Source organism: Aeromonas bestiarum (genome assembly GCF_000819745.1).
Taxonomy (GTDB): domain Bacteria; phylum Pseudomonadota; class Gammaproteobacteria; order Enterobacterales; family Aeromonadaceae; genus Aeromonas; species Aeromonas bestiarum.
Window position 1 is genome coordinate 115,819 of the sequence record NZ_CDDA01000008.1, and the last position, 14,401, is coordinate 130,219.

Consider the following 14,401-nt stretch of genomic DNA (forward strand, 5'->3'; position numbering starts at 1 on the left):
AAACCTCTCATTTCACGAAGGAACCGAGAGCGGTATTTAGAGTTTTGGAGAAACTGATGAACAATTTTCTGAAGGTGTCCCTGTTGGCTGCGGCAGTTGCCGTGAGTCTGACTGCTTGCCAAAAAGACGAGAAGACTGCTGCGAATACCGCAGAGGTCAAGGCAGAAGCCAGCAAGCCGGCAGAGGCCCCCAAGGCTGATGCCAAGAGCTTTGAAGAGCAATCCGGCTATGCAATTGGCCTCTCCATGGGTCGTTATATCGCCAATACCCTGGAACGTCAGCAGGAACTCGGCATCAAACTGGACAACGGCGTCATCCTCAAGGGTGTGACCGACGGTCTGGGCAAAGAAGCCAAGATGACTGACGAGGAAATCCAGAAGGTTCTGCAGCAGTACGATGCCAAGATCAACGAGTTGACCAAGGCCAAGGCTGACAAGGATGCCGTGGATAACCAGAAGAAGGGTGAAGAGTACCTGGCTGCCAACGCCAAGAAAGAAGGCGTGAAGAGCACCGAATCCGGCCTGCAATACCAGGTCGAGAAGATGGGTACCGGCGCCAAGCCGAAGGCCACTGACATCGTCAAGGTTCACTACACTGGCACCCTGACCGACGGCACCAAGTTCGACAGCTCGGTCGATCGCGGCGAGCCGGCTACCTTCCCGCTCAACCAGGTGATCCCGGGCTGGACCGAAGGCGTGCAGCTGATGCCGGTGGGTTCCAAGTTCAAGTTCTTCCTGCCGTCCAAGCTGGCCTATGGCGAGCACGGTGCAGGCTCCATCCCGGCCAATGCCGTGCTGGTGTTCGATGTTGAGCTGCTGGCGATCGAGAAGCCGGCTGCCGATGGCGACAACGCCAAGAAGTAAGCGCTCATCGTTGAAAAAACGGCTCCTTAGGGAGCCGTTTTTACTTGTATCTCCCGGCGAATGGCGGGATAAAAGAGAGAGTCGCCAACTGTGCTAACATGGCGTACAAGACCCGAAATAGACAACAAAATCAATTGCAAGGATGGCTCCCGTGGCTGAAAGCAAACCTCGAGTCCTGTTGGTGGAAGATACCCGCAGTCTGGCGGTGGTCTATGAACAGTATCTGGCCCAGGATGGCTATGAGGTAGTGCTGGCCGATTGTGGTCAGCAGGCGTTGGCGCAGTTGCTGACCAGCCCGCCGCCCGTGGTGCTGCTCGACCTCGAACTGCCCGACATGTCCGGCATGGACATTCTGCAGCAGATCACCGAGCAGCAACTGCCCTGCTCGGTAGTGGTGATCACCGCCCACGGCTCGGTGGATGTGGCGGTGGAGGCGATGCGCCTCGGCGCCTTCGATTTCCTGACCAAGCCGTTCGACGGCAAGCGGCTGTGTGCCACCGCCCGCAATGCCCTCAAGCACCAGCAGCTGAGTTCGCTGGTGGCCCAGTACCGGGAGAACTTCGAGCGCAGCTCGTTTGCCGGTTTCATCGGCGCCTCCATGCCGATGCAGGCCGTCTATCGCATCATAGAGAGCGCGGCGCCGAGCAAGGCGACCGTGTTCATCACGGGGGAGAGCGGCACCGGCAAGGAAGTGTGCGCCGAGGCCATTCACCAGTGCAGCCCCCGCAGCGAACAGCCCTTCATCGCGCTCAACTGCGCCGCCATTCCCCACGATCTGATGGAGAGCGAGATCTTCGGTCACGTGAAGGGCTCCTTTACCGGTGCCCAGGGGGATCGCAAGGGTGCGGCCAGTCTGGCGGACGGTGGCACCCTGTTTCTGGACGAGATCTGCGAGATGGATCTCGACCTGCAGAGCAAGCTGCTGCGCTTCATCCAGACCGGCACTCTGCAGCGGGTCGGCAGCGGCAAGCTGGAGACGGTGGACGTGCGCTTCGTCTGCGCCACCAACCGGGATCCCCTGGTGGAGGTGAAGGCGGGGCGTTTTCGCGAGGATCTTTACTACCGTCTGCACGTGATCCCCCTCAGCCTGCCACCGCTGCGCGAGCGGGGCGAGGATATACTGCTGCTGGCCCGCAACCTGCTGCAGAGCTACGCCAGGGAAGAGAACAAGCGCTTCAAGGATTTCGATGCCGAGGCGGCGCGGGTGTTGCTCGATTACCCCTGGCCCGGCAACGTGCGCGAGCTGCAAAACGTGGTGCGCAACATAGTGGTGCTCAACGATCGCGAGCTGGTGAGCCCGGACATATTGCCGCCGCCGCTCAGCGGCCGCAGGGGCCTGACGGCAGCCATGGCGCCGGTCAGTTCGGCCAGCGGCAGCGCCGCACCTTTGCTCAATACGCCGATCCGCCCGCTCTGGCTGGTGGAGAAGGAGACCATAGAGCAGGCCATCGCCAGCTGTGACGGCAATATCCCCAAGGCGGCGGCCCTGCTGGAGATCAGTCCCTCCACCATCTATCGCAAGAAACAGAGCTGGGAAGAGGCGAGCCTGGTCTGAGTGGCGGGGCATGGTCAATGCTCCGATTGGGCCGCCGGTGGAGAAGGAGACCATATAGCAGGCCATCGCCAGCTGTGACGGCAATATCCCCAAGGCGGCGGCCCTGCTGGAGATCAGCCCTTCCACCATCTATCGCAAGAAACAGAGCTGGGAAGAGGCGAGCCTGGTCTGAGATGGGTGCCGATATGGTATTCGTCACTCTGGGAGTGAAGTGTTCGGGGCGGCCAACTGGCCGCCCTGCTGCTTTGCTAGAGGCTGTTTGCTAGAGCTTGGCCAACTGCTTGAGCCTGGCCAGTCGCTCTGCCTCGTTAGCCTTGAGCCAGCGATCCTGTGACAGCAGAAACCAGGCGCGGGCGAAGTATTCGGCCGCGGCCGGGTCAGCCAGTACCAGTGCATTTTCCCCCAACTCCTCGAACAGATAGCCATCCTCCGGCTCGCCGGCCTCCACCATCTCCGCCTGCAACTGCGTCAGTTCGGCCAGCGCCTGTTCGTGCAAGCCCTGTGCCCGGGTCAGCCGCGCCAGGCTCCAGCGGGCGATGAAGGCCTTGGCCGGGTTGTGGTGCTGCTCGTGCCAGGCCAGGCATTTTTGCTGACACTGGCGGGCCTCTTCCAGGCGGCCCAGTTCGAACAGGGTCCAGCCCTGATTGTTGTAGAGACTGGGCAGCCAGCCGCGCACTTTTTTATCGGCACTGCGCTCCGCCAACTCCATCGCCAGCTGGTGCCAGCGGCTCTGCTCCTCCAGCGGTGCGGCTATGGCCACCATGTGGGCCGCATCGATGGCGAGATAGAGCTCCTTGCTCTTGAGCCCCTGCTGCCAGGCTTGCTCGAACAGGGTTCTGGCCTTGGCCTTGTCGCCGGCGGAGTTGAAGGTGCGGCCGCGCTCCAGCAGGGCGCGAAGGCGGGCTCGCGGGGTGGCATCGGTGAGGCGGGGCTCTATTTCGTCGAGCAGCTGGTGCGCCTCGGCAAACTGGCGTTGCAGCGAATGGGTGCGGGCTATCTGGGTGAGCAGCTCCAGTTCGAGTTGCAGGTCGGCGGCGGCACGCGCCTCGGGCAACAGAGCATGAAAGCGCAGGGCGCTGGCGGCGGGATCCTTGTAATCCCACTGCGCCATGAAATCGGGCGGATTGTCCATTTGGCCTCCTTGCTGGCTATCCTCCCACCAAGATGCCTGCAGGCCATTGTTTGTACAAGGGGCGCTCGTCACAGAGTGCCCCTTGAGTCATGTTCGCACCAGCGGCCAGCCGGTCAGTAGACCATGGCCAGGCTCATCAGCATCAGGCCGAGGGCGGCAAAGGCCCCCTCCTTGATCGCCAGACGCGGCACCAGTGCCTTGGGCAGGGCCGGAAACAGGCTGAGCGCAAAGCCGAGCCCCGGCATCAGCCAGTGAAAGGCCGGGTTGCGCAGGCTTGGATCAGCTGCCCCGTTGATGATGATCAGCAGGATAAACAGGGTGAAGGCGGGCAGGATAAACCAGCGGGCGCTGCCGGCGGCGACGGCCCGCAGCGGCGAGATGCGATAGAGCACCAGAGTCACGATAAACAGCACCAGAGGTGCCAGCAGATAGAGCGGAGCCGGGTTCATGGCGGGTGTTCTCCAGACGGTGGGTAAATGGGGTCGGGGTTCAGTGATTGTACAGGGCCGGTGCGATGACGATCCGCAGCGGTATGGGATCAGCCCTGGCCGGCGAGGCGCCGTGGCGCGGGTTCAAGCTTTGGAAGCAACCCCTGGCAACGCCTTGTCATCGGGGGATCAGCGCAACCAGAACCAGGCGGCGGCAAAGCCCAGCCAGCTCAGCAGCAAAAGGATCCAGGGCAAGGGATGCTGGCGGGAGACCTCGACAAGTTCGATCTCGCTCTCCTCTACCTGTTCGGCGTGTGGTTGCTGCTTCGCCTTGCTCTGCAACTTTTTCTGGCGACTGGCCTCCCGGGCCCGTGCCTTCATCTGTTTCTTGTACTCGTCTATGCCTTTCTGGATCCCCTGGGCGATCAGCTGGGTCTGCTCCTTGGTCTGTCCCGGCTTCTGGTTGGCGCGGGCGATCTTCAGCGCATCCTGCTGGGTCTCGGGGGATATCTTGTCGTACTTCGCCATCAAAGGGTCTCCTCGGCATCGATTGTCGGGGAGTATGCCATAAAAACGGCGCCCTCAGGCGCCGTTGTAGCAGGTTGTGAGCCGGATCAGGGCTTGTTGTAGGTCACGGTCGCATAGGGCAGCGGATTGAGGGTGCCCTGGGACTCGGCGTACTCCATGAACATCTCGTTCTCACCGACGCCAGAGTCGACATAGTCACCCTTGTTGGGCAGCTCTTCGCGCTTGAGCAGGCCGTTGTAGCCATCCTTGCCGGAGGCGATATAGGTGTTGGCACCGACCCGGTACACCTTCTCGTCGTCCAGCGGCAGCCACTGGCCGTTGGCATCCAGCAGCTCCAGCTTGGTGATGCGGGACCCCTTGGCCAGTTTGCCGTCATAGCTGTAGCTCAGGTGGCCGACGTAGGGGAAGGCACCGCTGGAGGCACCGATCCCGGTCTCCAGGCCGATGGAGTAGTCAACGGCGTACTCCAGGGTGGCGCGCACGTCCTTGCCCTTGAGGTTGAAGGCGGCGATCTTGTTGCCAAACGGCAGCAAGGTGCCCATCACGTAACCGACCGAGAGCGGGCCCGCGTTCACGTCGGCACGCACACCACCGGCGTTCTGGATGGTGAAGTCGACCTTGGTGTTGAGCTTGTTGAGCTTCCAGTACAGGGATTCGGCCACCAGGGGATCGATCAGACCCGCGCCATCCGGGGTGAGCGGCACGCGCACGTGGGGCAGCTTGGTCGGCACCTCGGCGATGATCTTGGCCTCGAGCTCGGCCACGGCCGGCTTGTACTCTGTGTCGATCACATCGCGCATGGCGGTGTTCTCCGGCACGATTTCGATGACGGGTGACTTGGTGATGAAGTCGACCACGTTGGTCTGCTCGCTGCCGGTCAGGGGCACCTTCTTCTTGGCCACTTCCTTGGTGAAGTCGTCGCCCGTCATCAGGGTGTTGCGACCCTCGCACTTGGTGATCTGGCCTTCCTTGCTCAGGGAGACGTTGACCAGGCCATAGCCCTTGGCCCATTCGCCGGCCTGCACGATACAGGTCTTGCCGCCGTCCGGATTGTTGATCAGCTGGGCATAGGTGTTGTCGTCGGCCGGGTTCTGGTTGTGGGCCGTGTAGCCGACGCTGTTGATCTCGTTGATGTCGCCGAGGAAGGTCTGGGAGTGACCGCCGACGATCAGGTCGATACCGTTGACCGCCTTGGCGACGGCCTGGTCATTTTGCAGCCCGATATGGGTGACCATGATGATCTTGTTGGCGCCTTTTGACTTGAGGGTGTCGACCATTTTCTGGGCGGTCTCAATCATCGGCAGGAATTGGGTATCGGTATCCGGTGAAGAGATGTCATGCATATTTTCCAGCACCAGCCCGAAAATACCCACGCTCTCGCCATTTACTTCCTTAATGACATATTCATGAATATTTTCACTGTCTTTCAGGGTGGCGCTACTGGATTTCACCATATTGGAAGCCAATACAGGGAAATTCACCCGTGAGACGAAATCTTTAATAGCCTGGTTGCCCAGATCGAATTCATGGTTGCCCAGCACCATGGCATCTATGCCCATGTCGGAGAGCAGACGAGACTCCTCTTCCCCCTTGAACTGGGTGAAGTAGAGGGTGCCCTGGAAGGCATCGCCACCGTTGAGCACCATGAAGTTGCGGCCTTCATTGGCAGCCTGGCTGCGCAGCTCGTCCAGCTTGAACTTCAGGCGGGGATAGCCGCCCAGCTTGGCGTTGAACTTGAACAGCTCCTGGCCGTTGGGCTGGATGGCCAGCGCATTTTCGGTCGGGTCCAGGTGGGCGTGGGTATCATTGATGTGGGCAATGGTCAAATCCAGCGGAATATGTTCCTTGCTGCTGTTTTCTGAATTGCAGGCGGTCAGCCCGAACAGGGTAATAGAGACGGTGACGGCCAGTAGCGTCTTCTTCATCGGTAATAATCCTCTTGTTGTTATTGTCCTGTATATCGTTCCTGCATGACAGGAGTGTGGCGATTCTAGGCAAAAAGCAATAATTGGAAATAAAGAGAGCTGATTCCTTTGAGCTACTGCACATTAATAAAGCGAACAAACGTTTGCGAGATTGCGCAACGCCATGACTACAGACTAATGACAAGTTTCACATCGCCGTATCTGCGGCTGGCAGTACTAGGGATCAGGCACTGCCGGGCCGGGCCGCCGGCTCTGTGGTGACGGCGGGCAGCAGTCGCAGAAACTGCGCCGGGGTGAGCGGGCGGCCATAGAGATAGCCCTGCAGGTAGTTGACGTTGCGCTCGGTCAGGAAGTCCGCCTGCTCCTGGGTCTCGACCCCTTCGGCTATGGTCTCCAGCCCCAGCCGGGTGGCCAGGCTGATGGTGCTGTCAAGAATATGACGGGAGAGGGCATTGGTGCCTATCATGGCGACGAAGCTCTGATCGATCTTGAGATAATCCACGTGAAACTGCTGCAGATAGGTGAGGCTGGAGTGGCCGGTGCCAAAGTCGTCCAGCCCTATCTTGACCCCCATCTGCCGCAGCTCGCCAAACAGCCGGTCGGTCAGCTGGCTGGGGGGGATCAGCTCCCGCTCGGTCAGCTCCAGCACCAGGGTTATCGGATTGCCGGCGAAGGCGGCGAGGAAGACGCGGCAGTCATCGATCAGGCTGAGATCCTGGCAGTGCTGGGCGCAGATGTTGAAGCCGAAGTGAAAGCGGGTTGGCAGCTGAGCCGCGTGGGGGGCGAACTGCAGGCGCACCTGCTGCATCAGGGTCTGGGTCATGAGTATGATGAGGCCGCTCTCCTCCGCCAGCGGGATGAAGAGATCCGGCCGGATCAGCCCCTGGCGGTGGTGTTGCCAGCGCATCAGCACCTCGCAGCCATGCAGCTGGCCACTCTTGCTGAAGACGATGGGTTGCAGATAGGGGATGAACTCCTGCTTGATGATGGCGCGCTTGAGTTCCAGGGTCGGGGTCGAGATATGGCTCCACCAGCGGTAGGTGGCGAGGCCGGCCAGGCCGCCCAGCGTCAGGATCAGTATGATGAGGGATCCCTGCTTTTGCAGGGTCAGGGCCAGCACGGCATGCAAGGGGAATCCCTGGTTGAGGTTGTAGTCGAACGCGGTCGAGTTGAGCCGATAGTTGAATCCCCGCAATCTTGGGGGCTGGCCGTCGTGGATCTTGCCCTGGAGGTCGAGCCACTGTTCGCCGATCTGCACCCAGCTATGGGCACCAGCGAGCCGCCACTGCAACGGCTTGCTCAGGTGGTAGGGGTTGATGGCGACCATCACCGAATGATCCCCTTCACTCAGGTGATAGAACAGCAGCGAGGGCTTGCGCCCGAGCCGGGTGACGGCGCTGAGCTTGAACCGCTCGTGCTGGCCGTCTTGCAGCTCATCGCTCAGGTCTATCTCGTCGAAGATGGAGGAGCAGTAGAGGCGGCCGTGGCGGGAGAGGTTGACCGAGCGCACATAGGGGGAGGTGGCGACCAGCACCCGCAGCTCGCGGGCAACCTCGGCACAGGGCCGGCTCGCCAGTGGCAGGGCGGCCCTTGCCGCCTGGGTCGAGTGGCGCAGTGCGCTGTCGATCTGCACCATGGCGCGCTCGGCGGCGGTCTGTGCCTGCTGGCGAGTCAGAGACCAGGTCTGCCAGTAGAGGGTGGTGAGGGAGACGAGGATCAAGGAGGCGCAGCACAGCAGGCTGGCCAGCAGACGAGGCAGGTTGCTGTGACGCAGAAAAGAGAGAGCCATGGACCACGCCTCGGTGAACGGAAATTGAACAAAAAAAGGTCGGTCATACTACACAATCAGCCACCATTCTCATAGCCACCACGGGGTGTCAATGGCAGGGAGGTTCAGGGGGAGGGAGGCGGAGAGGGGAGATGGGGACTCAAAAATAACAGAGGCGGCCCGGGGCCGCCTCTGTTGTCATCGCAGACAAGGGAGTGCTTACAGCTGCTCGATACCGACTATGTGCCAGGGCGCATTGTCCTTGGCCAGGTTGCGTTCGAGGTGCCACACCTCCTTGATGTCCTCCTCGACCTGCTCCTGGCGATCCATGTAGCGGCCGCTGAAGCGCACGCTGACCTGGGCCCAGTCACTGCCGTAGTCGGCACGTACCAGCTGGGTATCCACATACATGACTTCGGTATGCTGTTCACCGGTCAGCTCGGCACGTTCGGCTTTGAGCTGCTCGAACAGCTCGGGGCTCACGTACTCGCGTACCTTTTCCAGATCGTTTTTATTCCAGGATTCTTGCAGGGTGCGGTAGTGATCACGGGCACCTGACAGGAAACCGTTCATGTCAAAACCTGGCGGCAGACGGAAGGGCACGTCGCTGTCGGCAAAGCCGGTCGCTTGCGGCGCACTGTTGCTCTGCTCGAACTGCTGGGGGGCGGCCGACGGCGGCTGATAGCCGGCGTAGGCTGCCTGTGGCTGGGGCGAGGCCGCCTTGCTCCTGCGCATGGCACGGAACAGGAAGACGGCGCCCAGCGCCAGGGCGGCGATCAGCAGCATGTCCATGCCTTGCAGACCTTCGAAGGCGCCGCTACCCAGCAGGTAGGCGAACAGGCCACCAGCCAGCAGGCCGCCGAGCAGACCGCCCATCATGCCACCCTTCTTCGGTGCGGCCTGAGCCCCGACCGCCGGGTTCTTGGTGTCGACGGGCTTGGCCGCCGGTTGGGCCGGAGCCGTCTTGTAGCTCTTGCCAAAGGATTTACCGCCGCCAAACTTCTTGGCTTCGGCAATGGGTGCCCCCAGGCCAATGGCCAGGATCACGGCAAACAGGGTCAGCATCTTTTTCATTTTGACTCTTTTCACTCTCATCAGTGGGTGGGGCATGCTCTGCTTTGGCAAGCTCAGCGAGGCGCATGGCAGGCTGCCTGTCCCTCGTTGTATTGCAGCTTGCGACTATGATTAACATGGTTGGCATGAATTATTCATGAACAGATTGTCCCGATCGGGGGCATCAGAGGAGCAGTGCAATGAAAAGTCGACGACCGAGCCGCAAGGAGCGCAAGCTGCGCAACAAGGCGAGAGCCAAGCCCCATGACCAGACCCTGGTCTGGCCCTTCCTCATGGTATGAGGCCGGGGTGATCCCCTGGCACAGTTCATCGGCAAGCGGTGCCAGCCACCATCAGGAGGAGGGTTGCACCAGACAGAAGTGAATAGCGTGCATTAGCACTCGCGATGGCGGGGTTTCTTTTGTAAAATTCCCGTCCCCTTCCCGCTGCGGTTTTTATGTGTATGGCAGAGCAAGTGACGGCGAAAAAAGACGCCAAGACACAACAGCTGAAAGTCCCTCCCCACTCTTTTGAGGCCGAACAGTCCGTACTGGGCGGCCTGATGCTGGATAACGACGCCTGGGATCGGGTCGCCGAACGGGTGATCGACAAGGATTTCTACAGCCGTCCGCACCGGCTGATCTTCCAGGCCATGACCCGCCTCTCCAATGTGGGCAACCCCATCGATCTCATCACGCTGCAGGAGGAGCTGGAACGCTCCGAGCAACTGGAAGAGTCCGGTGGCTTCGCCTATCTGGTGGAGATCGCCAAGAACACCCCGAGTGCCGCCAACATCAATGCCTACGCCGAGATCGTGCGTGAGCGGGCGGTGGTGCGGGAGATGATCTCGGTCGCCAACGAGATAGTCGAAGCAGGCTACGAGCCGCAGGGACGCACCTCGGGCGATCTGCTCGATCTGGCCGAGAGCAAGGTGTTCCAGATCGCCGAGCAGCGCACCAGCGCCAACGAGGGGCCACAGCCGCTCAAGCTGATCCTCGAGCAGACGGTCGACAAGATTGAAGAGCTGTTCAAGACCCCCCACAACGGGGTGACCGGGGTCTCCAGCGGTTACGGGGATCTCGACAAGATGACCGCGGGTCTGCAGCGCTCGGATCTGATTATCGTGGCGGCCCGTCCCTCCATGGGCAAGACCACCTTTGCCATGAACCTGTGCGAGCACGCGGCGCTCACCGCCGACAAACCGGTACTCATCTTCTCGCTGGAGATGCCCTCCGAGCAGATCATCATGCGTATGCTCGCCTCCGTGGGGCGCATCGACCAGACCAAGGTGCGGACCGGTCAGCTCGACGACGAAGATTGGGCGCGCCTCTCCTCCACCATGGGGCTGCTGCTCGAGAAGGGCAAGATGTACATAGATGACGCCTCCGGCCTCACCCCGACCGACGTGCGCTCCCGCGCGCGCCGCATCGCCCGTGAGCACGGCGGCCTCTCCATGATCATGATCGACTACCTGCAGCTGATGCGGGTGCCCGCGCTCTCCGACAACAGAACCCTGGAAATCGGTGAAATCTCCCGCTCCCTCAAGGCGCTGGCGAAAGAGCTGCAGTGCCCGGTGGTGGCGCTCTCCCAGCTGAACCGAAGCCTGGAACAGCGCGCCGACAAGCGCCCGGTCAACTCGGATCTGCGGGAATCCGGCTCCATCGAGCAGGACGCGGATTTGATCATGTTTATCTACCGTGATGAGGTGTATCACGATGACAGTCCCGACAAGGGGATTGCCGAGATCATCATAGGCAAGCAGCGTAACGGTCCCATAGGCCGCGTGCGCCTCACCTTCCAGGGGCAATTCTCCCGGTTCGACAACTATGCCGGCCCGGCGTTTGATGACGATTACTAAGTAGGGAGGGGCCGGTCTGCGCACCCATATAGGTGACTATGCCCCCCAGATTCCAGACACAGTTTTCCCGGTTCGACAATTATGCCGGTCCGGCCTTAGACGATGACAATTAAGGGCTGACACCACACGGTGCCTGGCGCATTCAAGCGCCATCATGCCCTCGTAAGGGAAAACAGATGAAAGCGGCAATTGCTCAAATCAATACAGCGGCCCTGCGCCACAACCTCGCCGTGGTAAAACGGCACGCCCCCGATTGCAAGATCATCGCCGTGGTAAAGGCCAACGCCTATGGCCATGGCCTGCTGCCGGTCGCCCGCACCCTGGTGGATGCCGACGCCTATGCGGTAGCCCGCATCGAAGAGGCGCTGATGCTGCGCTCCTGCGCTGTGGTCAAACCGATCGTGCTGCTGGAGGGTTTCTTCTCGAGCGCGGACCTGCCGGTGCTGGCCGCCAACAACCTGCAGACGGCGGTGCACACCTGGGAGCAGCTCGAAGCGCTGGAGCAGGCCGAGTTGCCCGCCCCCGTGGTGGCCTGGCTCAAGCTCGATACCGGCATGCACCGGCTCGGGGTGCGTGCCGATGAGATGCCCGCCTTCATCGAGCGGCTCGCCAGGTGCAAGAACGTGGTGCAGCCGTTCAACATCATGACCCACTTCAGCCGCTCCGATGAGCTCGAACAAGCCACCACCCGCGAGCAGATCGACCTGTTCAGCAAGTTGACTGCCCCGCTGGCGGGCGAGCGGGCCATGGCGAACTCGGCGGGGATCCTGGCCTGGCCCGATTCCCACTGCGACTGGGTGCGCCCCGGCGTCATCCTGTATGGCGTATCCCCCTTCCCCAATACGGTGGCGGCGGATTATGACCTGCAACCCGTGATGACCTTGAAGACCCAGCTCATCGCGGTGCGGGATCACAAGGCGGGCGAGCCGGTGGGCTATGGCGCCAACTGGGTGTCGGATCGCGATACCCAGCTCGGCGTCATCGCCATCGGCTACGGCGATGGCTATCCGCGCATGGCGCCCAACGGCACATCCGTGCTGGTCAACGGCCGCATAGTGCCCCTGGTGGGCCGCGTCTCCATGGACATGACCACAGTGGATCTGGGGCCGGGCGCCACCGACAAGGCCGGTGACGAAGCCGTGCTCTGGGGTGAGGGGCTGCCGGTGGAGCGGGTCGCCGACGAGATTGGCACAATCCCCTACGAGCTCATCACCAAGCTCACCTCCCGGGTCTTTATGGAATACGTCTAGGCTCGGCCGGCACCAAACGTAAAAAAGCCCCGCATGCGGGGCTTTTTTTATGACGCTGTAGCTACCGGCCGACCGTTTACTGCCGGTGCATCCGCACAAACTTCTCCAGCAACTGCTCTTCGGTCTCCACGTGGGCGGGATTCCAGATGATGCAGTCTATGAGCCGCAGACGCTGATGCTACTGCCGGTGCATCCGCACAAACTTCTCCAGCAACTGCTCCTCGGTCTCCACGTGGGCGGGATCCCGGATGATGCAGTCTATGAGCCGCAGACGCTGATGCTACTGCCGGTGCATCCGCACAAACTTCTCCAGCAACTGCTCCTCGGTCTCCACGTGGGCGGGATCCCAGATGATGCAATCGATGGGGCAGACGCTGATGCAGGTCGGCTTCTCATAGTGACCGACGCACTCGGTGCAGCGACTGGGATCTATCTCGTAGATCTCCTCCCCTAAGCTGATTGCCTGGTTCGGACACTCGGGATCGCACATGTCACAGTTGATGCACTTGTCGGTGATGAGCAGGGACATATCAGGCCGCCGAGTGCGGCTGACGGGTGTCCTGGCGATCGCCGAGGTTGCGCAGCAGTATGCCGTAGTTGATGTCGATCTCTTTGGGAACAGGCACATAGACCACGTGGCCGTTGCCCGGCGCCGTGTCGATGAGCTCGCCCTTGCGGTTCTGCATCTGCTCCAGATTGAAGCTGACGTTGCCCTGCGGCGTCATCAGCTCCAGGCTGTTGCCCACCAGGAACTTGTTCTTCACTTCCACTTCCACCATGTCGCCCTGGCGACCGGTGATCTCGCCGACAAACTGCTGGGTGTCGGAGACAGAGTAGCCGTAGTCGTAGTTCTGGTACTCGCTGTGGTTGTGACGGCGCAGGAAGCCCTCGGTGTAGCCACGGTGCGCCAGGTTCTCGAGGGTGCCCATCAGGGTCGGATCGAACGGACGACCGGCGACCGCGTCGTCGATGGCCTTGCGATAGACCTGGGCGGTGCGGGCGCAGTAGTAGAAGGACTTGGTGCGGCCTTCGATTTTCAGCGAATGAACCCCCATCTTGGTCAGGCGCTCCACGTGTTCGACGGCACGCAGGTCCTTGGAGTTCATGATGTAGGTGCCGTGCTCGTCCTCGAACGCCGTCATGTATTCACCGGGGCGGTTGGACTCTTCCAGCAGCACCAGGGCATCGGAGGGCTTTCCGAGCCCCAGGGTGTTGTCCGGGCGCACGGCGATGGGCTCCTGACGGTGGACTATCTGGCCCACGTCATCTTCCTTGCCTTCGTGCACCTTGTACTCCCAGCGGCAGGAGTTGGTGCAGGTGCCCTGGTTGGGGTCGCGCTTGTTGATGTAACCGGAGAGCAGGCAGCGGCCGGAGTAGGCCATGCAGAGGGCACCGTGGACGAAGACTTCCAGCTCCATCTCCGGCACCTGCATGCGGATCTCTTCGATCTCGTCGAGCGACAGCTCGCGGGAGAGGATGGCGCGGGTCAGGCCCATCTGATGCCAGAATTTCACAGTGGCCCAGTTGACCGCGTTGGCCTGCACCGAGAGGTGGATGGGCATGTCCGGGAAGGCTTCGCGCATCATCATGATGAGGCCCGGATCTGACATGATCAGCGCATCCGGCTTCATCTCCACCACGGGGCGCATGTCGCGGATGAAGGTCTTGAGCTTGGAGTTGTGGGGCTGGATATTGGCCACCACATAGAACTGCTTGCCCAGCGCGTGGGCCTCGTTGATGCCGAGCTGCAGATTTTCGTGATCGAATTCGTTGTTGCGCACCCGCAGGCTGTAACGCGGCTGGCCCGCATAGACGGCGTCGGCGCCATAGGCATAGGCGTAACGCATATTCTTGAGGGTCCCGGCGGGGGAGAGCAATTCTGGTCTGAACATGTTGGACTCTTAGTATCTGATTGCAAATCAGGACGGCGCCACCTGATGGCGCCGGATTGGTTGAGCCGTGGTACGAGACGGCGCTCGCGTCACAACTACCCGATGGCGTACATCATTATGCAGGATCACAGGGGATGCACCTGATATAC

General features: G+C 61.2%; 12 protein-coding genes and 2 pseudogenes. 5 read left to right on the plus strand and 9 right to left on the minus strand.

From position 1 onward, the window contains the following. Window positions 1–56: 56 nt before the first annotated feature. The 3 genes and pseudogenes from fkpA to BN1118_RS20975 all read left to right on the plus strand — a co-directional run. The gene (gene fkpA / locus BN1118_RS04170; protein ID WP_043554684.1) at window positions 57–863 is read left to right on the plus strand and encodes an FKBP-type peptidyl-prolyl cis-trans isomerase; all 807 of its coding nucleotides are present in this window, start codon (window positions 57–59) and stop codon (window positions 861–863) included. 151 nt (window positions 864–1,014) lie between these two features. Then, window positions 1,015–2,418: a sigma-54-dependent transcriptional regulator gene (locus tag BN1118_RS04175; protein ID WP_043554685.1), complete on the plus strand. Its 1,404-nt coding sequence runs from the start codon at window positions 1,015–1,017 to the stop codon at window positions 2,416–2,418. 10 nt (window positions 2,419–2,428) lie between these two features. After that, a pseudogene (locus tag BN1118_RS20975) lies at window positions 2,429–2,590 on the plus strand (helix-turn-helix domain-containing protein); the annotation flags it as partial. A gap of 90 nt (window positions 2,591–2,680) precedes the next feature. Here BN1118_RS20975 and BN1118_RS04180 read toward each other — a convergent pair. The 6 genes from BN1118_RS04180 to BN1118_RS04205 all read right to left on the minus strand — a co-directional run bounded on the left by BN1118_RS04180 (window position 2,681) and on the right by BN1118_RS04205 (window position 9,273). Beyond that, window positions 2,681–3,550 (minus strand): tetratricopeptide repeat protein, encoded by an 870-nt coding sequence (locus BN1118_RS04180; RefSeq protein ID WP_043554686.1) that lies wholly within the window; start codon window positions 3,548–3,550, stop codon window positions 2,681–2,683. Between the two features lie 113 nt (window positions 3,551–3,663). Continuing rightward, a complete protein-coding gene (locus BN1118_RS04185; protein ID WP_042035006.1) occupies window positions 3,664–3,999 on the minus strand; it encodes a hypothetical protein in 336 nt (111 codons plus the stop codon). Window positions 4,000–4,167: 168 nt separating this feature from the next. Further along, complete coding sequence (locus BN1118_RS04190) at window positions 4,168–4,506, minus strand: DUF2956 domain-containing protein (protein ID WP_043554687.1); 339 nt, start codon at window positions 4,504–4,506, stop codon at window positions 4,168–4,170. A gap of 86 nt (window positions 4,507–4,592) precedes the next feature. Next, a complete protein-coding gene (locus BN1118_RS04195; RefSeq protein WP_043554688.1) occupies window positions 4,593–6,431 on the minus strand; it encodes a bifunctional metallophosphatase/5'-nucleotidase in 1,839 nt (612 codons plus the stop codon). Window positions 6,432–6,654: 223 nt separating this feature from the next. After that, window positions 6,655–8,220, minus strand: a complete 1,566-nt coding sequence (locus tag BN1118_RS04200) for an EAL domain-containing protein (RefSeq protein ID WP_043554689.1) — start codon at window positions 8,218–8,220, stop codon at window positions 6,655–6,657. Window positions 8,221–8,418: 198 nt separating this feature from the next. Beyond that, on the minus strand, window positions 8,419–9,273 hold the full coding sequence (locus BN1118_RS04205; protein ID WP_042867014.1) for a Tim44 domain-containing protein: 855 nt from the start codon (window positions 9,271–9,273) through the stop codon (window positions 8,419–8,421). 442 nt (window positions 9,274–9,715) lie between these two features. Here BN1118_RS04205 and dnaB point away from each other — a divergent pair, with 442 nt between their 5' ends. Both dnaB and alr read left to right on the plus strand, forming a co-directional pair. After that, on the plus strand, window positions 9,716–11,110 hold the full coding sequence (gene dnaB / locus BN1118_RS04210; RefSeq protein ID WP_043554690.1) for a replicative DNA helicase: 1,395 nt from the start codon (window positions 9,716–9,718) through the stop codon (window positions 11,108–11,110). 176 nt (window positions 11,111–11,286) lie between these two features. Continuing rightward, window positions 11,287–12,360 (plus strand): alanine racemase, encoded by a 1,074-nt coding sequence (alr, locus tag BN1118_RS04215; protein ID WP_043554691.1) that lies wholly within the window; start codon window positions 11,287–11,289, stop codon window positions 12,358–12,360. A gap of 76 nt (window positions 12,361–12,436) precedes the next feature. Here the strand turns inward: alr and BN1118_RS21555 are convergent. The 3 genes and pseudogenes from BN1118_RS21555 to trhP form a co-directional block, all read right to left on the minus strand. Next, window positions 12,437–12,520: pseudogene (locus tag BN1118_RS21555) on the minus strand (YfhL family 4Fe-4S dicluster ferredoxin); the annotation flags it as partial. Window positions 12,521–12,640: 120 nt separating this feature from the next. Next, complete coding sequence (locus tag BN1118_RS04220; RefSeq protein ID WP_021140912.1) at window positions 12,641–12,889, minus strand: YfhL family 4Fe-4S dicluster ferredoxin; 249 nt, start codon at window positions 12,887–12,889, stop codon at window positions 12,641–12,643. 1 nt (window position 12,890) lies between these two features. Continuing rightward, the gene (gene trhP, locus BN1118_RS04225) at window positions 12,891–14,252 is read right to left on the minus strand and encodes a prephenate-dependent tRNA uridine(34) hydroxylase TrhP (protein ID WP_005311829.1); all 1,362 of its coding nucleotides are present in this window, start codon (window positions 14,250–14,252) and stop codon (window positions 12,891–12,893) included. Between the last annotated feature and the right edge of the window lie 149 nt (window positions 14,253–14,401).